This window comes from Marinobacter mobilis (genome assembly GCF_900106945.1).
GTDB lineage: Bacteria > Pseudomonadota > Gammaproteobacteria > Pseudomonadales > Oleiphilaceae > Marinobacter > Marinobacter mobilis.
The window spans coordinates 54,877-75,666 of sequence record NZ_FNNE01000010.1; the positions used below are offsets into that span (position 1 = coordinate 54,877).

21 protein-coding genes are annotated in these 20,790 nt (G+C 62.1%); 13 read left to right on the forward strand and 8 right to left on the reverse strand.

Features of this window, described 5'->3' with window-relative positions:
- Window positions 1-61: 61 nt before the first annotated feature.
- Genes BLV11_RS15175 through BLV11_RS15185 form a run of 3 tightly spaced genes read right to left on the reverse strand, consistent with a single transcriptional unit; the run spans window position 62 to window position 2,548 of the window.
- Entirely contained in the window at window positions 62-844 is a 783-nt protein-coding gene (locus BLV11_RS15175; RefSeq protein ID WP_091816390.1) for a MetQ/NlpA family ABC transporter substrate-binding protein, read from the reverse strand.
- A gap of 31 nt (window positions 845-875) precedes the next feature.
- Complete coding sequence (locus BLV11_RS15180; RefSeq protein ID WP_091816393.1) at window positions 876-1,541, reverse strand: methionine ABC transporter permease; 666 nt, start codon at window positions 1,539-1,541, stop codon at window positions 876-878.
- Window positions 1,541-2,548: a methionine ABC transporter ATP-binding protein gene (locus tag BLV11_RS15185; protein WP_091816395.1), complete on the reverse strand. Its 1,008-nt coding sequence runs from the start codon at window positions 2,546-2,548 to the stop codon at window positions 1,541-1,543. Before BLV11_RS15185 ends, BLV11_RS15180 begins: the two co-directional genes overlap by 1 nt.
- A gap of 165 nt (window positions 2,549-2,713) precedes the next feature.
- On the opposite strand from BLV11_RS15185, the gene BLV11_RS15190 reads away from it, so the two are divergent.
- The gene (locus BLV11_RS15190) at window positions 2,714-4,141 is read left to right on the forward strand and encodes an HDOD domain-containing protein (protein ID WP_245726051.1); all 1,428 of its coding nucleotides are present in this window, start codon (window positions 2,714-2,716) and stop codon (window positions 4,139-4,141) included.
- 58 nt (window positions 4,142-4,199) lie between these two features.
- Here BLV11_RS15190 and BLV11_RS15195 read toward each other — a convergent pair whose 3' ends face one another.
- Both BLV11_RS15195 and BLV11_RS15200 read right to left on the reverse strand, forming a co-directional pair.
- Window positions 4,200-4,904: an anti-sigma factor gene (locus tag BLV11_RS15195; protein WP_091816398.1), complete on the reverse strand. Its 705-nt coding sequence runs from the start codon at window positions 4,902-4,904 to the stop codon at window positions 4,200-4,202.
- Window positions 4,901-5,458, reverse strand: a complete 558-nt coding sequence (locus BLV11_RS15200; RefSeq protein ID WP_091816403.1) for a sigma-70 family RNA polymerase sigma factor — start codon at window positions 5,456-5,458, stop codon at window positions 4,901-4,903. The genes BLV11_RS15195 and BLV11_RS15200 overlap by 4 nt, the downstream gene beginning before the upstream one ends.
- A gap of 163 nt (window positions 5,459-5,621) precedes the next feature.
- Here BLV11_RS15200 and BLV11_RS15205 point away from each other — a divergent pair, with 163 nt between their 5' ends.
- From BLV11_RS15205 to BLV11_RS15220, 4 genes are read left to right on the forward strand one after another with little or no spacing between them, the layout of a single operon-like run.
- On the forward strand, window positions 5,622-7,100 hold the full coding sequence (locus tag BLV11_RS15205) for a DUF4331 domain-containing protein (protein ID WP_091816407.1): 1,479 nt from the start codon (window positions 5,622-5,624) through the stop codon (window positions 7,098-7,100).
- A 17-nt stretch (window positions 7,101-7,117) separates the two neighbouring features.
- The gene (locus tag BLV11_RS15210; RefSeq protein WP_091816412.1) at window positions 7,118-7,351 is read left to right on the forward strand and encodes a hypothetical protein; all 234 of its coding nucleotides are present in this window, start codon (window positions 7,118-7,120) and stop codon (window positions 7,349-7,351) included.
- Window positions 7,338-8,537 (forward strand): tetratricopeptide repeat protein, encoded by a 1,200-nt coding sequence (locus tag BLV11_RS15215; RefSeq protein WP_245726052.1) that lies wholly within the window; start codon window positions 7,338-7,340, stop codon window positions 8,535-8,537. Before BLV11_RS15210 ends, BLV11_RS15215 begins: the two co-directional genes overlap by 14 nt.
- A 4-nt stretch (window positions 8,538-8,541) precedes the next feature.
- Entirely contained in the window at window positions 8,542-9,663 is a 1,122-nt protein-coding gene (locus tag BLV11_RS15220; protein WP_091816586.1) for a HupE/UreJ family protein, read from the forward strand.
- A gap of 35 nt (window positions 9,664-9,698) precedes the next feature.
- On the opposite strand, the gene BLV11_RS15225 is transcribed toward BLV11_RS15220, so the two are convergent.
- Together BLV11_RS15225 and BLV11_RS15230 are read right to left on the reverse strand one after the other, a co-directional pair.
- A complete protein-coding gene (locus BLV11_RS15225) occupies window positions 9,699-10,298 on the reverse strand; it encodes a hypothetical protein (protein ID WP_091816415.1) in 600 nt (199 codons plus the stop codon).
- Between the two features lie 130 nt (window positions 10,299-10,428).
- Window positions 10,429-11,916, reverse strand: coding sequence for an amidase (locus BLV11_RS15230; RefSeq protein WP_091816418.1), 1,488 nt, complete (start codon window positions 11,914-11,916; stop codon window positions 10,429-10,431).
- A gap of 164 nt (window positions 11,917-12,080) precedes the next feature.
- On the opposite strand from BLV11_RS15230, the gene BLV11_RS15235 reads away from it, so the two are divergent.
- From BLV11_RS15235 to BLV11_RS15270, 8 genes are all read left to right on the forward strand, one after another.
- Window positions 12,081-13,190, forward strand: coding sequence for a lysozyme family protein (locus BLV11_RS15235; protein WP_091816422.1), 1,110 nt, complete (start codon window positions 12,081-12,083; stop codon window positions 13,188-13,190).
- Between the two features lie 18 nt (window positions 13,191-13,208).
- Window positions 13,209-13,976, forward strand: a complete 768-nt coding sequence (locus BLV11_RS15240; protein WP_091816426.1) for a sulfite exporter TauE/SafE family protein — start codon at window positions 13,209-13,211, stop codon at window positions 13,974-13,976.
- Window positions 13,977-14,073: 97 nt separating this feature from the next.
- Window positions 14,074-14,871, forward strand: a complete 798-nt coding sequence (locus BLV11_RS15245) for a MotA/TolQ/ExbB proton channel family protein (RefSeq protein ID WP_091816430.1) — start codon at window positions 14,074-14,076, stop codon at window positions 14,869-14,871.
- Complete coding sequence (locus BLV11_RS15250) at window positions 14,858-15,265, forward strand: ExbD/TolR family protein (protein WP_091816433.1); 408 nt, start codon at window positions 14,858-14,860, stop codon at window positions 15,263-15,265. Before BLV11_RS15245 ends, BLV11_RS15250 begins: the two co-directional genes overlap by 14 nt.
- Window positions 15,262-15,672 carry an ExbD/TolR family protein gene (locus tag BLV11_RS15255; protein ID WP_091816437.1) on the forward strand — a complete coding sequence of 137 codons (411 nt, stop codon included), beginning with the start codon at window positions 15,262-15,264 and terminating at the stop codon, window positions 15,670-15,672. Before BLV11_RS15250 ends, BLV11_RS15255 begins: the two co-directional genes overlap by 4 nt.
- On the forward strand, window positions 15,669-16,412 hold the full coding sequence (locus BLV11_RS15260) for a TonB family protein (RefSeq protein WP_091816442.1): 744 nt from the start codon (window positions 15,669-15,671) through the stop codon (window positions 16,410-16,412). Before BLV11_RS15255 ends, BLV11_RS15260 begins: the two co-directional genes overlap by 4 nt.
- A gap of 204 nt (window positions 16,413-16,616) precedes the next feature.
- Window positions 16,617-17,135 (forward strand): Hcp family type VI secretion system effector, encoded by a 519-nt coding sequence (locus tag BLV11_RS15265; protein ID WP_091816445.1) that lies wholly within the window; start codon window positions 16,617-16,619, stop codon window positions 17,133-17,135.
- 105 nt (window positions 17,136-17,240) lie between these two features.
- A complete protein-coding gene (locus BLV11_RS15270) occupies window positions 17,241-17,933 on the forward strand; it encodes a hypothetical protein (protein ID WP_091816449.1) in 693 nt (230 codons plus the stop codon).
- 7 nt (window positions 17,934-17,940) lie between these two features.
- On the opposite strand, the gene BLV11_RS15275 is transcribed toward BLV11_RS15270, so the two are convergent.
- The gene (locus BLV11_RS15275; protein ID WP_091816453.1) at window positions 17,941-20,625 is read right to left on the reverse strand and encodes a nitrate reductase; all 2,685 of its coding nucleotides are present in this window, start codon (window positions 20,623-20,625) and stop codon (window positions 17,941-17,943) included.
- Window positions 20,626-20,790: the final 165 nt, after the last annotated feature.

Below are 20,790 nucleotides of genomic sequence, written 5' to 3' on the forward strand. Positions count from 1 at the left end.
AAAAATACGGGAAATTAACTGAGGGTGCCAGCAGTCCGGCCGGCACCCTCGGGTACTGCAATCAGAACGCCGGAACCACCGCGCCGCTGTATTTCTCGGCGATGAAGCTACGCACCGCCTCGGAGGTCAGCGCGTCCGCCAGCTTCTGCATGGCCGCCGAAGCCCGGTTATCGTCGCGGGACACCAGGATGTTGACGTAAGGCGACTCCGCACCCTCGATCACCAGGGCATCTTCGGCCGGATTCAGGCCTGCTTCCAGGGCATAGTTGGTGTTGATCAGCGCCAGATCGACCTGATCCAGCACCCGCGGCAGGGTAGCCGCTTCCAGCTCGAAGAAATCCAGGTTCTTCGGGTTCTCGGCAATGTCCCGCGGCGTGGCGGTGATCTTGCTGGCATCTTCCAGGGTGATCAGGCCGGCCTGCTGCAACAGCAACAGAGCCCGACCGCCATTGGTCGGATCGTTGGGAATGGCGACCTTGGCGCCGTCTTCCAGGGCCTCGAGAGATTCAACCTTGCGGGAGTAAGCTCCGAATGGCTCGATATGGACACCAGTCACACTCACCAGACGGGTGCCACGGCCGGCATTGAATTCATCCAGGTATGGCTGATGCTGGAAAAAGTTGGCGTCCATACGCTCCTGGGAGACCTGGATATTGGGCTGGACGTAATCGGTGAACACCTTGATGTTCAGCTCAACACCTTCGTCCATCAGTTGCGGCTTGATGAACTCCAGGATTTCAGCGTGGGGTACTGCCGTCGCAGCAATGCTGAGTTCTTCAGCCGCCTGGGCGGTAGAGAAAGCGGCGAAGGCGGTCACTGCCACCAGCAGGTTCTTCAGTTTCATGTCGTTACCTCTTGTTGAATTCCGGTCGCCATCAGCGACGGCTGAAATGCAGCACCAGCCGGTCTCCGGCCATCTGCAGCAACTGTACAAAAATCACCAGTAACGCCACCGTAATCACCATGACGTCGGTCTGGAATCGTTGATAACCGAAGCGGATCGCCAGATCGCCGAGACCACCACCCCCGACCACGCCCGACATGGCCGCGTAGGAAACCAGGGTAATGGCCGTCACCGTAACACCCGCAATGATGCCTGGCATGGCCTCCGGCAGCAGTGCGCCGAAGATGATCTGGCGGACATTTGCGCCCATCGCCTGGGTGGCCTCGATGATGCCCCGGTCAACTTCACGCAGCGAGGTTTCCACCAGTCGGGCAAAGAACGGCGCGCCACCGGCGACCAGTGGCGGGATAGCGCCGGCCACCCCGAGCGAGGTGCCGATAATCATCACCGTCACCGGGATCATCACGATCAGCAGGATAATGAAAGGCACCGAACGCAGTACGTTCACCAGAAACGACAGCACCGAGTACACCGCCGGCTGCTCCAGCAACTGGCGCTTTCCGGTGAGGAACAGCAACACCCCCAGCGGCAGGCCTATCAGCACACTGAACAGCAGCGACAACCCCACCATCACCAGGGTGTCCCAGCTGGCCCAGCCAATTTCCAGCCAGTCGACGTTGGTCAGTAAATCTTCCATCAGCGCAGCACCTCCACATGAACTTCTGCGGCTTCCAGCGCCGACATCGCAACCCCGAGATCACCACCCACCAGCGACAGGGTGAGCTGGCCATAAGGGGTGTCCTTGATATGGTCGATACGGCCGGAGAGAATTGAGAAATCCACCCCGGAGTCCCGCGCAACCTGACCCAGCAGCGGTTTATAGGTAGCCTCGCCACGGAACGTCAGGCGCAGGATACGTCCCTCAGCCTGGGCCAGGTCTTGCTGCATTTCGCTGCGATCGATGTTTTCACTCTCAAACACGAAATCCCGGGTGGTGGGGTGTTGCGGGTGCAGGAACACATCGCTGACCGAGCCCATCTCCACCACACGACCAGCGTCCATCACCGCCACCCGGTCGCAGACCCGGCGCACCACATCCATTTCATGGGTGATCAGCACGATGGTCAGACCCAGTTCCCGGTTGATGTCCGCGAGCAGTTTCAGAACTGACTGGGTGGTCTGCGGATCCAGCGCACTGGTCGCTTCGTCACACAACAGGATCGCCGGTCGGCAAGCCAGCGCACGGGCAATCCCCACCCGCTGTTTCTGGCCACCGGACAGCTGCGAAGGATACTTGTCAGCGTGGTCACCGAGGCCAACCCGGGCCAGCAACTCCGCCACCCGACTGGTGATCTCCGCGCGGCTGTAGTTGCCCGCCAGCTTCATCGGGAAGGCTATGTTGTCGGCCACGGTCTTGGACGACAGCAAGTTGAAATGCTGGAAAATCATTCCAACCTTGCGGCGCAATGCCCGCAGTTCATCGGCACCGTAGTCGGTGATGTTTTCACCGTCGACGCGGATGCGCCCGTCACTGGGGCGTTCCAGCAGGTTGATGAGACGAACCAGGGTAGACTTTCCGGCGCCGGAATGACCGACAATCCCGAATACCTCGCCTGCCTGGATGGTCATACTCGTGGCATGCAGTGCGGGGATCGCCCGGCCGCCCACCTGATACGATTTCTGGACCTGATCAAATTCAATCACGGAGCAGCCTTGTGAGTGCAGCGTTTAAAAGCGAAGGATTATACGTTTCATCCCAAAGGTTTGATGTTGTTAAATGCCACTATAGGACACTGACGAATTACCACCACCTCGACTAGACTGGGGAAAGCTGCCACCAATCCATCATCAATCCGGAACCTAAGCCTCTTGACCGCCAACACCGATTCAACACCATCACGGATGACCTCCACCCAAGCTTGGGTGGCCTACCTGAGCAAAGTCGAATTGCCGGTGCTGGCCAATACCCTGCAGAACATCAACGAGTTGACCGAGAGCAGTAACAGCACTGTCAACGAGCTGGCCAAGGTCATCCTCAACGACGCCCAGCTGACCTCCCAGGTGCTGCGGCTGTCGAACACCGTGTTCTACAACCAGACCCGCACCCAGGTCAGCACGGTCAGCCGCGCCATCACCCTGATCGGCTTCGATGCCGTCAAGGCCATGGCCATTTCCTCGCTGGTGGTAGACACCCTCCTCAAGCGCAGCAAACGGCCCTACCTGCTGAAATGCCTGGCCAGGGCACTGCATGGCGCGGTCCAGGCCCGCTGCCTGCTGCCCCGGCGAAACGAGCACGCCCTGGAAGAGGTGTTTATCGGCGCCCTGCTGATGAACATTGGCGAGCTGGCGTTCTGGTCCTGTGAGACCGAGCAGGCCGACGAGCTCGAGCAGCGGCTGGAGCAGGGTGAGGCCGAGGTGGAAAGCCAGAAAGCCGTGCTGCACTGCACCTTCACCGAGATTACCCGCGGCCTGGTGGAAGCCTGGTCACTGGGGCCGTTCATTCGCGATGTGGTGGCACCGGGGCAGGCAAAATCCCCCGCCACCAGCCTGGTCCGCCATTCGGTGGAAATGGCCCGGGTCTCGGAGCAGGGCTGGCGAGGGGCCGACATGGACCGCCTGCTGGATGCGCTGGCCACAGATACCGGACAGTCCCCGTCGGCCATTCGCGACCAGCTCAAAGTCAATGCCGGCGAAGCCGCCAAGATGGCGGTGTCCCTGGGCATACCCCAGATTACCGAGCTGATGCCCGGCGCCCGGCCTGCGGAGGGCACGGAGCCCCAGCAACCGGCGCCGATCCGAGACCCGTCCCTACAGCTGGAGATCCTCCGGGACCTGACCCGGATCCTGACTGAAAAGCCCGACATCAATGAGGTCTGTCAGCTGATTACCGAAGGTATTCATCGTGCCATTGGCATGAAACGGGTGGCCTTGCTGATGAGTGACCGTTCCGGCCAGACCCTGACACCGCGCAAGCTGGCGGGTCCGGGTACCGAGCAATGGAAGGACTGCTTTGTTCTGCGGAGGGATGGCACCGGGGCGCTTGGCCGGTTGCTGCCCCACGGCGCAGCGACCCGCTATGTGCCAACCCCAGGCGCCGTCGGCATCAGCGAGGACCGCTGGCTGGGCAAGGTTCCGGCCTTAACCGGCGCCCTGCTCGCCAATGGCCGGCTGGTCGGCATGTTCTACGCCGATAACGCGGGCGCGACCCCGGAACCCTCCGAGGACCAGCTGGCGGCGTTCAGCCATTTTCTGCAGAACGCCCAGCTCTGTCTGACCATCCTTTCCAGCCGTGGCTGAGAGACAATCCTGGAGAAAACCGGGGCGGGGCCGGCAACACCCACCCCGCGGCCTCGGTTCATAGCTCGTAGAGCCTGGTGACGTAAAGAACCGGACCGGTGGCAACCCCCGTTGGAGAGCCGCCTTTCGGTTCCAGGGTAATGGCCAGGGTCTGACTTTCCAGCAAGGCCTGACGCGTGGCCTCATCCAGCGTCACCCGATAGACCTCGCCCACCGGCACCACCCCCAGTGAGATGGCCGGCCCGGAATCCGGCAGCACCCACAGCTCATAGTCCTTGCCCTGTTCTGCCGCCCGCGCCGCCACCGGCCTCAGACTGAGTTCTCGCTGATGATCCGCCTCCGTCACCAGCCACAGTGGATCGGCGACATTTTCTTCAACAATGGCTCCGGTCATCACCCGGAAGGCTTCCGGCGCAGGCTGTTGCAACAGCACCACCGCCAGTACCAGCACCGCTGCAGTGGCCATCGCGCTCCAGCCACCCAGCAACCACAAACCGCCACGCCGGCCTGACTCGCCCCGTTGCGGGGCCGCCTGCTGTGGCCACAAACGCTGGTTTATGCCCTCCCAGACCCGACGGGGTGGCTGAACTTCTTCCACCCGGTCCGAGAGGCTGCCCAGTTTCTGTTCCCAGTACCAGACTTCCCGACGCGCCGCGCCGGACTCCATCATCCAGCGTTCAAATCGACGTCGGGCGGGTCCCCTGAGTGAACCGAGCACGTATTCCGCCGCCAGTTTTTCAATCCGTTCCGGTGTTTTTTTCATCGTTCCAGACACCTCTTGAGCGCCATCAGGCCACGGCGTATCCAGCTCTTGACCGTGCCAATGGGGGTGTCCAGCGCGGTTGCCAGCTCCTCGTGGGTCAGGCAGCGGTAATAGGACAACAGAATGCTGTCACGCTGGCTGTCGCTGAGTTCTTCCAGGCAACCGTTGAGTGCCGCCGCACCAGACACCATCAGCGACTCATCAAGGGGGCCTGGTCGCTCGTCATGCAACGCCTCTGGCGTCGCCTCACCGCCTCCCTGACGTACCTTGCGCGCACGGATCAGGTCGAGGGTCCGGTAACGGGCAATGCTGAGCATCCAACTCTGGGGTGCGCCCCGATCCTGATGGTACTCGCCTGCGTGGTGCCAGATCCTGACAAAACTGTCCTGCAGCGCCTCCTCTGCCAGATCCTGCTGACCGCAGAGTTTCAGGCACAACCCGAACATGCGCGAGGACATCTTTTCATACAGGACTTCAAACGCCCGCCGATCCTGCTGGGCAACTGCCGCCAGCAGTCGCAGCAGATGGTCCTGGTCCACCTCATACGTTGCCATGTTATCTCCCTGGTAAGTGACTCCGCCTATGTGCGGCATCAGATAATACGGGCCAAAGCCTCTTTTGGATGCGTCCAGCCAGCCCGGACGAAAAAAAGTGCATCTGCCGAAGCGCTCCGCACGTATGTCTTAGGCAACTCTAACAATAGATGAGGAATGACAAATGAAAAGCTACCTCAACAAGGCCGGCGTACTGTTCACCGCAGCAGGACTGGCGGTGACTGCCGGCCTCAGCCATGGCTCCAGCCATCGCGAAGCCCCCTTCATTACGGAGATCCCGAAAGCAGACGGCACAGACTTTTACATGTTCCGCAGTTATGAATCGGGCCGGGATGGCTTCGTTACCCTGATTGCCAACTACTTGCCCTTGCAGGATGCCTATGGCGGCCCCAATTACTTTGACCTGGATACCGACGCCATATACGAGATTCACATCGACAACGACGGTGATGCCCAGGAGGAGATCACGTACCGGTTCCAGTTCACGGATGTATTCAACGACCTTCAGCTCGCGGTCGGCGAGAGCGGAAGTGAGGAACTGGTTTCAGTGCCGCTGAAAAACATCGGAGACGCGTCGGTCGACGGCAATGTCCAGGTTCGTCAGCAATACTCCGTCAGCGTGATCTATGGCAACCGCCGCGGCGCCCCCCAGGTGGCGACCAACATCAGCACCGGTACCGAGGCGTTCCGAAAGCCTCTGGATAACATCGGGGCCAAGTCTTTCCCGGACTACGCCAGCTATGCCGATCAACATATCCACGACATCGCCATTCCTGGTTGCAGCGTTCCCGGACGTGTGTTCGTCGGGCAACGCAAGGAGGCGTTTGCCGTGAACCTTGGCGAAATTTTCGATCTGGTCAACACCAATCCGTTGGGGCCACGCAATGGCGAAGGGGCGGGTGATCTCGCCGACAAGAACGTCACCAGCTTCGCGTTGGAAGTATCCACTGATTGCCTGACCGGTTCCGCCGCCACGGCCTCCGGACAGTCAGTCATTGGCGCCTGGACCACCGCCAGCCTGCGCCAGGCAAGAGTCATCAACCCCGCGCCAAACGCCAATGACAAAGGCGCGACCATCGAAGGCGGGGCCTTTGCACAAGTATCACGACTGGGCATGCCTCTGGTCAACGAAGTCGTCATCGGGCTCAAGGACAAGGATGCCTTCAACGCCTCCAATCCCGGGGATGACGGTCAGTTCCTGACCTACGTCACCCACCCGACATTGCCGGAGCTGCTGGAAATCCTGTTTTCCGGAGCCGGAGCCGAGGCACCCAACACCTTCCCGCGCAACGACCTGGTCACGGCCTTCCTGACCGGTGTGCCTGACCTCAACCAGCCTCAGGGCGTCACCGCCTCTGAAATGCTGCGACTGAACCCGGAAATCCCCGCAACACCAGCAGGCACACAATCAGACCTCGGCGTACTCGGTGGAGATAACGCAGGGTTTCCAAACGGCCGCCGTCCCATTGACGACGTTGTCGATATCGCCCTGCGCGTGGTCATGGGCGCACTCACCACGGACGCTCCTAACAAGGACGTGCCCTTTACCGATGGCGTGCAACTCGACCCCACGGAACTGCGGAGCAGCTTTCCATACCTGAGCACTCCGATACCTGGCTCACCCAATGACCAGCCCATCTGATCCTGCAGGAGTTGACCATGAACTATCGTATCCTGACGCTTTGTATCACCGTCTTCGCGACGTCACTGGCCGGCTGCTCAAGCAGCAGTAATGACTCAGCCGGGGCCCTGACGCCTACCGTTGACTTCACAGCGTTTGTTAAAGCAGAGCTCGCCAACAACTCCGAGCGGCGCCTGCCGACGGACGTCAACGCGATCAATTTCAGCTTTAACGATGGCAGCAATCCAAATGCCTACGATGAGCTGTTCTAAGCGTGGCCATACCAGCCTGGCGGGTTTAACCCGCCAGGCTGTCGCCAGGGCTGTCAGGCTCGCCATCGGTATCGGTGGCGTTATGGCTGCAACCATGGCGCTCGCCACCCCCACGGACATTGACACTGACTTCGCCGATAGCCAGGTATTAATCGAGCTACCCGAAACACCACCTCTTGCCGTCAGACCTGGCACCTCCCGGGGGCTGGCGGACCAAGTTCAGACGTTGCTGCAACAGGCGCGAAGCAGCGGTGATCCCCGATATCTGGGGTATGCCATGACCCAACTGCAGGATTGGCCTGAGTCCGCCATCGATCATCGTCTGATGATACTGCGGGCCACCCTGAACCAGAGCCTGCATCAGTTTGACCAGGCCCGGACCGATCTTCTCAGGGTCCTGGAGGACACACCCTCGCCAGCAAACTACCGTCAGGCAACGCTGACTCTGGCCAACCTGGAGCTGGTTCAGGGCCGCTACCCGGCGGCGAACCAGGCCTGCCAGCAGTTGAAGCGCCAATACCATGATCTTGTGGCGCAAAACTGCCTGGCCCAGGTACAGGCCAGAACCGGCCAGCCCGCCATGGCCTACCAACGCCTGCAGGTGATGCTCCGATCGATTCCGTCGCAGGGCCCCGGCATCCAGGCCTGGACCGAAGGGACGCTGGGAGAGATTGCTGCGCAGCTGGGAGAGGAGGTCGCGCTTGATCACTGGCACCGGGCACTGGACCTGGATCCGAACGATCTCTACACCAGAACCCTGGCCACCGACTGGCTGATTCAGCACCAGCGCTTTGATGAGGCGCTTGAGTTGACCGCCGGCTACGCCGATGTGGATTCACTGGCTGTGTTGCGGGCAATTGCCCTGACTCGTCTGCAGCATTCCCGGGAAGCCGAGGCTCTCATCGACAGCCTGAAGCAACGGTTTGAGGAGGCACTCTGGCGTGGCAACCTGCTTCACCGAAGGGACTACGCCCGTTTTCTGCTGGACGTAACCTTCGAGTACTTACCGGCCCTGGAGCAGGCCCGCCTCAACTGGCAGGAACAGCGTGAACCGCTGGACACCCGCCTGCTCCTTCGCACGGCCCGGGCCGCCGGGGACACCCCCACCGTGGGCGACGTATTCACCTGGCTTGATCGCAACGGCCAGACCGATGCCCGGTTTGGCCGCCCGGCTGATGAGGGCTGATCACATGCAAATACTCCGGCTTCTCCCGCTTTTGATTCTGCTGATTTCAGCGGATCGCGCCTACGCTCACAAGGCAAGTGACGGCTTTCTCTACCTCGACCTGGGCGCAAACGAGCCCGCGACCCTGCAGGTCGAGCTGGCATTGAGAGATCTGGCCTTGGTGATACCGCTGGACCAGAATCGTGACCGCCAGGTTACTGGCGAAGAATTGCGCCTGGCCCGCCCGGACATTCTTAACTACCTGCAATCGCACCTGACGGTGCTGGCCTCCACGGCCCGCTGCCAGCTGATCGCACGGCAATGGGGGCTAACCCGCCACAGTGATGGCCCCTATGCGGCAACCCGGTTCCAATTGGACTGCCCCGGCAACGCCCTACCGTCAACGTTGCAGTACCACGCGCTGTTTGACCAGGATGGGCTCCACCGGGGGCTCCTTCAGGTGAACCAGGACGGAGACATACGCCTGACCGCGCTCACTCCCGAGCATCGTAGCCTGACCCTGGACGCACCGACGTCTCCGGTCTGGTCCACTCTGGTCAGCTTTCTCTATGAGGGCATAATCCACCTGTTGATCGGACTGGATCACCTGCTGTTCCTGCTGGTGATCATGCTCCCCGCCACACTGATCAGCGCCCGCGCCCCATCCAGTGCCAGCGACAACCGTTTCCTGTCGGGATTACGAGACCTGGCGGCCATCGTCACGGCATTCACCGTCGCACACTCCATCACGCTGGCGCTGGCTGTGTTCAAGGTCGTCACTCCGCCCATCGCCTGGGTCGAAATTATCATCGCCCTGTCTGTCGCCCTCGCAGCCCTCAATATCAGGTGGCCGGTTCTTGGTGAAAAGAGCTGGAAACTCGCCTTTGGCTTTGGCCTGATTCACGGTTTCGGATTCGCCAGCGTACTGGCAGAACTGACCGCAGGCACCACACAAACCGTGGCCGCGCTGGCAGGGTTCAATATCGGTGTCGAGATTGGCCAGCTGCTGGTTCTGGCGGTGACCTTTCCGTTGCTGTACCTGATGGGCCAGCGGCGCTGGTATCGTGAGGCGGCGGTGCCAGCCGTGCTGGTCGCCATCATCGGCACGAGCCTGTTCTGGGTGGCGGAGCGAACAGCGGCAATCTGACCTGTCGCAGGATCAGATTGCCGGGGGTGGTCAGATCAGTGCAGGGCCCGCATCTGACGGGGATAGAGGGCGGCGCTGACTTCCGGTTCTTCGTCCAGCAGCAGGGCCAGTTCGCGATCTACATCGGTTTCCTCGCCATCACAGGGCAACGGCTCGAACAGGGTGGTGAGCCACTCGGTGACTTTCGGTTCCTGGCCCCGTTCATAGTCGGAGAACAGGGCGTGAATGCCGCGGAAACCAATGATGCGTTGGTGCCGGGGATCGCGGATCTGTTCAAAGCCACGCCAGTATATGCGGTCACGGGTATGCAGCTGCACAAACAGGGTGTCGATAGGCGAGGCAGCCTCGTCATCGTTGCTGGCTTCGCTGGTTGCGACCGCGGCTTCGGGTTTATTGCGGATGGTGGTCCAGGCCGGATACAGCAACGCCACCGCATCCGCTTCAACATGCTCACGGGCAGCCCTGAGGATCAACCCCCAGCGCGCCTTGTCGGCATCAGTTTCCAGTGAATTGATAGGAAGGTCATAGCTCTGGTCGCCGGACAGCACAATCGCCATCATCGGAGCGTCCAGCTCTCCCATGGCCTCTGCCTGTGCAACGGATACCAGCTCTTCGATTGCCATCGGTTGGTTCATCGTACACTCGCCTCCTCGATGCCATCAGGTAGGAAGGGAACACGCTCCCTGCCTTCAGCATAGCGTGTTACCCAAGCAAAGATAAACGGCAAACCTCAACCTTATTCAAAAGTCGCTTATGAACAGCAGCTTAGGCGAGCTGTTCCAGACGCTCATAATGATGGAACCAGGGCGCGGCTTCCTCAAGCTGCGCCGCCAACTGCAGCAGGGTGGCCTCATCGCCGTGGCGGGCGCCAAACTGCACCCCCACGGGCAGGCCATCACCGGTCCAGTGAAGCGGCATCGACATGGCCGGGGTGCCGGTGAGGTTACCGAGCTGGGTAAACGGCGTACGGGCCAGGCTCTCCATCGCCAGGTGTTCCACCTGCCCACTCCGGTGCAGAAGTCGCCCGGCTTTCAGCAGCAACATCAGCCGCGCCACCAGTTGCAGGTGCGAAGGCGTGGCCAGCTCACCGATTTTCGCCGGCAGCTGACCGGTGGTGGGGCTCAGGTAAAGGTCATATTCACCGAAGAAACTGCCCAGAGCACGGGCAAAGCGGTTCCAGCCCTGGCGCATGCGCACGTAATCCGGCAAGGGCAGGGTCCGCCCGAGCATTCCCAACAGCTGGGTATCCAGCTCAAAGTCGGAGTCTTTTGCCCCCCACTCGTCGGCAGCCCGATCCATGGCGGCGGCAACTTCGCCAAAATAAAGTCCCAGATAACTGCGGGCCAGTGCCGGACCGTCGAACGACGGCTGGGCATATTCCACCACATGCCCCAGGCTTTGCAGCAAGCGCCCCGTCGCTTCCACCGCCTCCACACAGGCAGGGTCCACCGCGGTACCGTAAGGTGACTTGGTAAACAGCCCGATCTTGAGCGGGCGCGGGCTCTGCTGCATCAGTTCGGCATAGGGCGACGACGGGGCCGGAATCTGGAATGGATCGCCCGCTGCCGGGCCGGCCAGCACATCCAGCATGGCGGCGCTGTCACGCACGGTTCGGCTAACCACATGATCGGTGGACGCACCGGTCCAGGCCTCACCTGAGTGGGGGCCAACGGAAATCCGTCCCCGTGACGGCTTCAGGCCGAACAGTCCGTTGTAGGCCGCAGGGATTCGGATCGAACCACCACCGTCATTGGCACCGGCCATGGGCACAATACCCGCTGCAACCGCGGCACCGGACCCACCGCTGGAGCCGCCGGGGGTCAGGTTGCGGTTCCACGGATTGCGGGTAGGGCCCCACAACCGGGATTCAGTAACGGCCTTCAGACCCAGCTCCGGGGTTGCCGTTCGCCCCAGAAACACCAGGCCACTGATACGGCTGCGACGGACAAACTCCGAATCCTGGCTGGCGATGTTGCCGCGAAACCCGCGGCTGCCGTAGGAGCACCATTCGCCCTGCTGCTCCTGAGCAAGATCCTTGAGCAGGAACGGCACGCCGGAAAATGCCTGACCATGGGCCGGACTCTGCGATCGCGCCTGGTCGTACTGAGGCTGGCAGATCGCGTTGATCACCCCGTTGACCGACTCAGCCCGGCGAATGGCCGTGTCACAGACTTCCTGCTGACTGACTTCACCACGGCGGATCAGGTCGGCGAGGGCGGTAGCGTCAAGGCGCAGGTATTCGGATTCTTTCATGGTGGCGGTTCCGGCATCGTAAATTCGGCGTTGACCGCCAAGAATACCGCAACTGACGGATTAAAAAAGGATTCATCAGGCCACTGACCTGAAGCCCGGCATGGACGCCAGCGCCCACACTGGCTACGATGCGGATGGTGGCGTGAACCTTCAGGATCCCATTCATGAACCCGATTTTCCGACGACTGGTGCCAGCCCTGCTGCTCTGGATGTGCAGCCCGCTGCTGGCGGAACCCGGCAATAGCGCAGGCTGGATGTCCGTGGTGCGGGATTCACCCTATTGGGAAAGCCAGGGTGTTTACAGCAACATCGTCACCATCCGCCGCTGGGTGCTGGGCGAATCCGGCTATTGCTCGGACTCTGACCGCCATATTCTGTTCAACCGCCGTGGCCAGTTCCTCGGCTACATCGACAACGGCGTGTCCCGTATCGGCACCCAGCAACGATTGAACGAGGCCAGGGCCTCCATGGCCCGACGAGGCAAGACCGACAACTGGATCGCCGGTGCGGCCGACGTCACCGGATACCCCTTTGCCCTCGCCTGTGACCAGCCCCATGTCGACCTCAACGAGGCCATCAACCGCTACTTGGGCAGTGACGAAAGTGACCGGATCTGGGGCAGCTGGGACGACATCATCTACCGCAGCCGGGACAACCCCGGCCCGCTGCACGACGCCCTGATGTTGATCTACCAGACCCGGCTATCCCAACAGCGCCTGCAGCTGCCACCGGAACTGCCCCGGTACCTGGCAGGGCAGCTGCTGATCGAAAGCGGTGGACAGGCCCAGGCCCACTCCAGCGCCAATGCCCGCGGCATTCTCCAGCTCTCGACCTCGGCCCTCAGCGACTGCGGCATCAGTGCCAGCAACTACTGGCACCGGCTGGCGCAGATCGACTGCGCCCTCAAGCTGATGAACCAGAACGCCCGCAATCTGATGCCGGCCTTTGAGGCACGTTTCGGTGAGCTGCCGGACGACAAAAAACAGCGCCTGTTCACCCTGCTGCTGATCCAGGCCTACCATGGCGGGGCAGGGCGAGTGCAGGCCCTGCTCAGCAGCGAGGAACTGTCCGGGCCTGCCGATTACTTTGCCCGCCACCATGACCGTTTCAGCGCCGGCGACATCGCCTTCGGCATGATCTACCATAACCTCGGGCGCGACCGCCTCGGGCTGGCTTCGTTGTATTACGTGGCCGATGTCCAGCTGGCCACAGAGGCTCTGTGCGCAACGCCTCGCCTCAACGACGATGCGTTCTGTCACAGCCCCGGTGGCTGACCCATACCAGGAGTGACTGTGGATTTTGCCCTGCTACCGGACGCCCTCAGCGTCACCACCGCTCTGGTCCTGCTGTTCTGTTCCGCCCTGACCTCCATGATCACCGCCAGCCTTGGCGCCGGTGGCGGGGTGCTGCTGCTGGTACTGATGGCCATGTGGGTTCCCCCCGCAGCGATCATTCCAGTCCATGGCCTGGTGCAGCTCGGTTCCAACGGGGGCCGTGCGGTGATGACCTGGCGCAAGGTCGACTGGCGTGTCATTGCCGCGTTCGCCCCCGGTGTCGTGGTCGGTGCCGGGATCGGGGCCTGGCTGCTGGTCGATTTACCGGAACAGGTCTGGCAGCTGACCATCGCCCTGTTTGTGCTCTACCTGTGCTGGGGCCCCGGGCTGCCGGGCATGGCCTTCGGCAAGCCTGGCATTTTCATTGCCGCCGCATTGACCAGTTTTGTCAGCCTGTTCGTGGGTGCCACCGGCCCGCTGGTGGCCGCGTTTATCAAGCAGATTCACCGTGACCGCTTCACCACCATCGCCACCTTTGCCATGGCGATGGTCCTGCAGCACGCACCGAAGGCCCTGGTGTTTGGTGTGGCGGGCTTCGTGTTCCCGCAGTGGCTGGGCTTTATCCTGGCCATGGTCGCCTTTGGCCTGGCGGGCACCTGGCTGGGCCTGCATGTGCTGAAGCGAATCAGTAACCGGCGCTTCAATCAGGTGTTCAACCTGCTGCTGACCGCGCTGGCCTTGCGGCTGCTGTGGCAGGCCGCCACCGCCTCAGGCTGGCTCGGCTAGAGGGCAGCGCCCTCGCCAACACTGCCCCGGCCTCTTCCCTTTCCCTATTGATAATGGTTATCATTAAATAAATACTTCTCACTAATCGGAGTTCTCCATGTCTACGCCAGCGGATGCCTACACCGCCCCCCTGCAACAGCTGATCACCATGGGAGGCCCGGTCCTTGTGGTGTTGCTGGCACTGGCGGTGATCGGTCTGGTTGCCTTTTTCTATCTGCTGCTGGCGGCGGTCATTTACGCGCCCCGACAGTCCCGGTCCCTGAAGCGGGCGCTGGCTGACTGGCAAGATCGTCCCCACGCGGACTGCGTCACCCGCGTACAGCAACCGGTCAACTGGCTTGCACGCCAGAATCCGCTACGTACGCTGATCGCCAACGCCATGAACGGGCGCCTGACCCGACAGGCTCCGGATACCCTCAGGGAGACCCTGGCACGGGATGCCCGTGCCGCCCTGGAACCGTTTGAGGCGCCGCTCAAAGTGCTGGAAGTGGTCGCCGCACTGGCTCCGCTGCTGGGCCTGCTCGGCACCGTTCTGGGCATGATGGGTTCGTTCAGCGCCATGGCCACCAGCAGCGGCCAGGCCAGTGCCAGCCAGCTCAGCGGTGGCATCTATGAGGCCCTGACGACAACCGCAGCAGGTTTGGTTCTGGCCATCCCGTTTGCGGCGCTGGCGGCCTGGGCGGACTTTCGCCTGCGGCGGCTAAACAGCCTGGTCAACGCCGCGCTGGTCAGCGTATTGGGCCCCGAACTGCCACAACGCTCAGACGAGCTGATCGCCCCTGAATCCGAGCCCGAGCCGGAGTTCATCACCCAGCCATCAGCCCGACCCGCGGTCGCCCGCGCTGAAGCACGGCCAGCGCCCAGCGAGGCGGCATTCGCCCATGCAGCTGGTTGAGCCACGGCCGCCACGGCCATTACCGATCCGCATCACACCGTTGATCGATGTCGTCTTCATTCTGCTGGTGTTTTTCATGCTTACCAGCCATCTGCTGCCCACCGGGTTCCTTGAGCTCGACAGTCGTGTTCCTGAAGGGGACGCCAGTGGCGGCACCACACGGCCGGAGCTGCAGCTGAACGCCAGCGGGCAGCTGCGCTGGCAGCAGCAGGAGTGGCAGCTGCCAGCCCTGATCCAGCAGCTGCAGCGGCAGGGCAGTGACGACATCAACCTCGGCACAGCGGCCGAAACCCCGCTGACCGATTTCACCCGTACTCTCAGCACCCTGGAGAGCGCCGGCATCAGCGTACACTGGCGCCGCGAACCCGCACCGGAACAACGACGCGAGCAATGACCCCTCTCCTGGACGATCGCCCTGGCAGCCAAAAAACCCTGCTGGACCGTGTGGAAGACAGCCTGCTACCGCTTATCAACCTGGTATTCTTGCTGCTCATGTTCTTCATCGTGGCGGGGAAGCTGGCAGAGACCCCGCTGCCTGAGCTTCCCGCCGCACAGGCCGAGCAAGACCGGCAAGCCCCCACCGCCGACCTGGTCGTTCAGGCCGACGGCCGCTGGCTGGCGGATAACCAGACTGTCACGGCCACGACCCTGAGCCGCCTGCTGCCGCCTCCGGATACCAGCCAGCCCTTACGCGTCGCCGCAGCTGGCGAGATTTCCATGGCCGATCTGGAAGCGCTGCTGCAAAAACTCGAGCAGGAAGGCTATCAACAGGTTCTGCTGCTCACGGAGCCGGCATCATGACCCCGTTGCACCGTCGTATTCTGGTTGTCCCGGCGATGGCGCTGGCGGCCATGGTCATCGCCCTGGCCTTGCCGCAGGCGCCCTTACTGCAACCGCCGGGGGTCATGGATACCACCTCCATGGCGCCCGCCATTCGCCTGACCCTGGCTCCGGCACAGTCTCAGCCGGCGGAGCCTGCCGTTACCGCGGAACCGCAGACCGAGGCAACCCCGCAGCCACCGCAGCCAGACCCGGTGCCGCCAGAGCCTGTGGTTCGGACGCCGGAACCGGCGGCGGCAAAACCCGAGACCGTGGCCATAGAACCAGCCTCTTCAGTTCCAGAACCTGCCTTGTCAGCGGCAGACCCACAACCGCCCGTGCCTGACCCGTCAACACCTGTGGCCGCCACCACAGCAACAACGGAGGTCCAACCGGCACCGACGGCGGTGCCACTGAACAGCGGCCAGTCGACCGCCACCGATACCTACCTCAGCCAACTGATGCGCCATCTTGGCAGGCATTTTGTTTACCCCAGGCGAGCCCAGCGTTTAGGACAAGAAGGCACACCCGTCGTCCGTTTCAGTTTTGATCGCAGCGGTACACTGGTGGACTGGCGGCTAGAAGAAGGGTCCGGCTACAACCTGCTGGATCAGGCGGCGCTGGATCTGCTGAAGGCGGCAGCACCGCTGCCCGCCATTCCCGACGACATGAGCGGTACCCGCTTCAGCTTCACCCTGCCGGTTCGGTTCCACCTGCGCTGAGCGGGCAAGAATTTGCCCGCTCAGCAATCTCTCGCCCTAACTCTGCAAGTTATTGCTCGAACAATCGACATGGGGACCCTGAAAATTCCCTATCTTTATGATATAAAATAACTTTTTATGACTGGCATGGACTTTGTTATAGATTTGGCGTCCAGGGAGCACCCGCAAGGACATACCCAATTCATCACAGTCACGGAGCAGACTATGCCAACTCCTTGTTATATCAGCATTGAAGGCCAGACACAGGGCAACATCACCGCTGGCGCCTTTACTTCCGATTCCGTCGGTAACATCTACGTCGAAGGCCACGAAAACGAAATCCTGGTTCAGGAATTCAATCACGTGGTCACCGTGCCGACCGACCCTCAGTCTGGCCAGCCTTCCGGTCAGCGTGTTCACAAGCCGTTCCGCTTCACCGCCGCGCTGAACAAAGCCACGCCACTGATGTACAACGCCCTGGCCTCTGGTGAAATGCTGCCGCGGGTGGAACTGAAGTGGTACCGCACCTCTGTCGAGGGCAAGCAGGAACACTTTTTCTCCACCATCCTGGAGGATGCCACCATCATCAATATCGACTGCAACATGCCGCACTGTCAGGATCCGGCCAAGTCTGACTTCACCCAGTTGGTTGAAGTGTCTCTGGCCTACCGCAAGGTGACCTGGGAGCATGCCGTCGCGGGTACCTCCGGTGCCGATGACTGGCGTTCGCCGATCGAGGCCTGATCCCGGCCTGATCATCAGAGGCGCCCCAACGGGCGCCTTTTTTGTTCGTCGCCGGACGGCTATCATGGAGTCACCGATCAACGTCGCTCTGGTAACCGGTTGCCCATGTCCCTGAGTCTGTCCCCCCACCGCCAACTTGGCGAATTGCTGTGCGACGCCACTCGCCAGATACTCTGGCCCCTCGCCACCAACCGCAGCGACAACCAGCTACAGTGCCGGGTAGGGCACGGTCAGGCCACCTACCACCGCTACGATCCGCGCCATAGCCTGCACCAGATTACCTACGGCGTCCGCATGATCGAGGCCAAGCAGCAAGGGGCCTCTGCCGCAGCGTGGCTGTCGACCCGGGAAATCAGCCGGCGCCGCTACTTTGCCGGCACGATCTCCCCGCTCAACCTGCTCGCCCACACCTGCTGCCACGAATTTGCCCACCTGTTGCAACAGTTGGACGGCAAGCGGTTCCGCGGATCAGTCCATAACCGCCATTTCTACAGCATCCTCGACAACCTGCACGCACAGGGGTATGGGGAGAGAGTACAGTCCTATCTGGCAGAGCGGGCTCAACGGCAGGGGCTGCCGCTGTCAGACCAGCGCCTGGAGATGCCTGATCCGGCATCTGCCCGGGCGCACTGGCAGGTTGGCGACAAGGTTTACTTTGGGGAGGGACAGGGCCACCGGGTCGGGCATATTCTGCGGGTCAACCGCAAAACCTGCACCGTTGCCTGCCCGGCACTGCACGGTCAGCTCCGTTACCGGGTACCACTGACCATGCTGCGCCGCGAGGAAGAGAGCGCCTAAACGGGCACTAGGACTCGGCAGCAACGACGGAGGATTCCACCAGCGCCTTGAGTTCGGGAATGCAGGAGCCGCAGTTGCTGCCGCAGCGCAGCTGCTGGCCCAATGTGCCCACAGAGGTCGCGCCGGCGGCAATAGCCGCCTCGATCTGATACTGGCCGACCTGGAAGCAGCTGCACACGATCGGCCCCACATCCTCGCCTTCACAGTCACGCGCGGCCAACAGAGCCCGCCGATCCCGCTCACTCAGGGTGTCCTGCCCGAAGCAACTTTCCAGCCAGGCCAGATCCGGTAACCGGCTGACCTCCCGGTCAACCAGAATCATCGCCTCAAGCCGGCCATCAACAATCCGCGCCGCCCGGAACATGCCCTGGGCGGGATCGCTCATGACCAGCTGTGGCATGCCCCCCAACCAGTAGTCAGCCTCGCTGGCCCAGTCCATCAGCGACTCACCAGCCAGCCACCAGCTGTCACAGTCCGCCAGTGGGACGTAACTCCAGTAGTCAGCGCGCCAGCGCCGGGGGCGATCCTGGCGGCACAGCAAACGCGCGTGCCAGCGGGCGGCAAACGGTCGAAGGCTTGCGGTCCCGTGTTTGGATTCCGGCTGGCCCGACAGCGGGTCGGTCACCCGGGAGGTCAACGCTGACGCCAGCCCGGCGCCGGTAAAGCGCTGGCTCCAGTGGATCGGCACGAACACTTCCCCCGGACGCTGGCCTTCGGCACTGCGAACCCGGCCGACAAATTGCTGGCCCTGGTTGTCCAGCACCGCCAGCCCCTGATCGCGGACACCAAAACGCAGCAGATCCTGGGGGTGAACATCGATGAACGGTTCCGAACGATGCTGCAGCAGACGTGCCGCCTTGGCGGTGCGGGTCATGGTATGCCACTGATCACGGATACGACCGGTGTTGACCACCAGCGGCTGTTTTTCGTCCGGCCGGGTGACCGGCAATACGGTGTCGATGGCGATCAGCCGGGCACGACCATTGGGGTGACAGAAACCACCATCACCAAACAGTCGCGAACGCCCGCCATCGTCGCGACTGAGCACCGGCCACTGGATTGGTTGCAGGGCATCATAGGCCTGATCATCCAGCTGCGTCAGGCCACCGAGGTTGAACACTCGCTGGCCCTCGTTACCGAAGGCCGACAGGGCCGCGTGTTCCCGGAAAATATCTGCGGGCCGTTGATAGGCGAAGGCATCCCCATAGCCGAGCTCTCGCGCCACGGAGGCCATGATCCACCAGTCCGGACGGGCTTCGCCTGCCAGTGGCAGGAACCGGCGCTGACGGGAAATCCGTCGCTCAGAATTGGTCACGGTACCGTCCTTCTCGCCCCAACCTGCCGCCGGCAGCAGAATATCGGCAAACGCCGCGGTATCGGTATCGGCCATGCAATCGGACACAATCACCGTTGGACAACGCTGAAGGGCTTCCCGTACCAGCGCGGTGTCGGGCAGGCTGACGGCGGGGTTGGTCGCCATCACCCACAGCACCTTGATGTCACCCCGGTGAATGGCGTTGAACATGTCCACCGCTTTCAGGCCCGGGCCATCGGGTACCCGGTCACTGCCCCAGAAGTCAGCAACCAGAGCCCGGTCATCGGGGTTGTGATAGTCCATATGGGCCGCCAGGGTATTGGCCAGGCCCCCGACTTCACGACCACCCATGGCGTTGGGCTGGCCGGTGAGTGAGAACGGACTCGCCCCAGGCCGACCGACCCGACCGGTGGCCAGATGGCAGTTAATGATGGCATTGCCCTTGTCGGTACCCGCCACAGACTGGTTTGCCCCCTGGGAAAATCCGGTCACCGTGCGCGGAGTTTCCAGGTACCAGCGGTAGAAGGTCTCAACATCGGCTTCCGCCAGATCGCACTGACTGGCCACGCTGGCCAGGTCCGGTGCCGCCACCCGCGCGGCCGCCAGTGCCGCGTCAAAACCATCACAGTGGCGATCCAGGTAGTCCTGATCAACGCCATGATGATCCGCCAGCCACACCAACAGACCATTGAACAGCACGGTATCCGTGCCCGGACGCAACAGCAGGTGTAAATCCGCCAGCTCAGACGTCGCCGTGCGACGGGGGTCGATCACCACCACCCGCCGGCCATCGCGTGCGGCCGCCTTCATGCGCTGATACAGCACCGGATGGTTCCAGGCAGCATTGCTGCCCACCAGTACCAGCAGGTCCGCCAGCTCCAGATCCTCGTAACAGCCGGGAACCGCATCAGCGCCGAAGGCCCGTTTATGGGCAGCCACCGCCGAAGACATGCACAGTCGCGAGTTGGTATCGACGTGCGGTGTCCCAATGAAACCCTTGGCCAGCTTGTTGGCGATGTAGTAATCCTCCGTCAGCAACTGACCGGACAGATAAAACGCCACTGAACCGGGCCCATGCTCGGCGACGGCACGCCGGATTGCCTCAGCGGTGGCCCCCAGGGCGTCGGTCCAGGACACCTGGCGACCGGCGACTTTGGGTGCCAGCAGCCGGTCACGGCTATCGGTCGTTTCATGCAGGTTGGCGCCCTTGACACAGAGCCGGCCCAGATTGGCCGGGTGGGTCTGGTCGCCAGCCACTGACGGGGTGTCTCCGCCCTTGGCCAAGACACCACAACCTACGCCACAGTAGGGGCAGGTGGTACGACATGAGTCCGTGGTAATCACCGTCACGGGTTCTCCTGAGATTCGGTCGGGCATAAAAAAAGTCCGCTGTACGACCCTGGCCCCAGCTACCGGGAACCTCGGGCGAACAATCGGACTTCGTTGCCGGACAGCTATTCGCTTGAATGAATGTATAACGCTTACCAAGCAATAACAGGGCCACCCACCGTATAACAGCCACTTAGCCCCTAAATACCGCGC

What these genes read in the sequence shown, in the direction of transcription:
- BLV11_RS15175 (WP_091816390.1), bottom strand. Translation starts at nt 844, where the DNA reads ATGAAACTGAAGAACCTGCTGGTGGCAGTGACCGCCTTCGCCGCTTTC.
- BLV11_RS15180 (WP_091816393.1), bottom strand. Translation starts at nt 1,541, where the DNA reads ATGGAAGATTTACTGACCAACGTCGACTGGCTGGAAATTGGCTGGGCC.
- BLV11_RS15195 (WP_091816398.1), bottom strand. Translation starts at nt 4,904, where the DNA reads ATGAAAAAAACACCGGAACGGATTGAAAAACTGGCGGCGGAATACGTG.
- BLV11_RS15200 (WP_091816403.1), bottom strand. Translation starts at nt 5,458, where the DNA reads ATGGCAACGTATGAGGTGGACCAGGACCATCTGCTGCGACTGCTGGCG.
- BLV11_RS15205 (WP_091816407.1), top strand. Translation starts at nt 5,622, where the DNA reads ATGAAAAGCTACCTCAACAAGGCCGGCGTACTGTTCACCGCAGCAGGA.
- BLV11_RS15210 (WP_091816412.1), top strand. Translation starts at nt 7,118, where the DNA reads ATGAACTATCGTATCCTGACGCTTTGTATCACCGTCTTCGCGACGTCA.
- BLV11_RS15215 (WP_245726052.1), top strand. Translation starts at nt 7,338, where the DNA reads ATGAGCTGTTCTAAGCGTGGCCATACCAGCCTGGCGGGTTTAACCCGC.
- BLV11_RS15220 (WP_091816586.1), top strand. Translation starts at nt 8,542, where the DNA reads ATGCAAATACTCCGGCTTCTCCCGCTTTTGATTCTGCTGATTTCAGCG.
- BLV11_RS15225 (WP_091816415.1), bottom strand. Translation starts at nt 10,298, where the DNA reads ATGAACCAACCGATGGCAATCGAAGAGCTGGTATCCGTTGCACAGGCA.
- BLV11_RS15230 (WP_091816418.1), bottom strand. Translation starts at nt 11,916, where the DNA reads ATGAAAGAATCCGAATACCTGCGCCTTGACGCTACCGCCCTCGCCGAC.
- BLV11_RS15235 (WP_091816422.1), top strand. Translation starts at nt 12,081, where the DNA reads ATGAACCCGATTTTCCGACGACTGGTGCCAGCCCTGCTGCTCTGGATG.
- BLV11_RS15245 (WP_091816430.1), top strand. Translation starts at nt 14,074, where the DNA reads ATGTCTACGCCAGCGGATGCCTACACCGCCCCCCTGCAACAGCTGATC.
- BLV11_RS15250 (WP_091816433.1), top strand. Translation starts at nt 14,858, where the DNA reads ATGCAGCTGGTTGAGCCACGGCCGCCACGGCCATTACCGATCCGCATC.
- BLV11_RS15255 (WP_091816437.1), top strand. Translation starts at nt 15,262, where the DNA reads ATGACCCCTCTCCTGGACGATCGCCCTGGCAGCCAAAAAACCCTGCTG.
- BLV11_RS15260 (WP_091816442.1), top strand. Translation starts at nt 15,669, where the DNA reads ATGACCCCGTTGCACCGTCGTATTCTGGTTGTCCCGGCGATGGCGCTG.
- BLV11_RS15265 (WP_091816445.1), top strand. Translation starts at nt 16,617, where the DNA reads ATGCCAACTCCTTGTTATATCAGCATTGAAGGCCAGACACAGGGCAAC.
- BLV11_RS15270 (WP_091816449.1), top strand. Translation starts at nt 17,241, where the DNA reads ATGTCCCTGAGTCTGTCCCCCCACCGCCAACTTGGCGAATTGCTGTGC.
- BLV11_RS15275 (WP_091816453.1), bottom strand. Translation starts at nt 20,625, where the DNA reads ATGCCCGACCGAATCTCAGGAGAACCCGTGACGGTGATTACCACGGAC.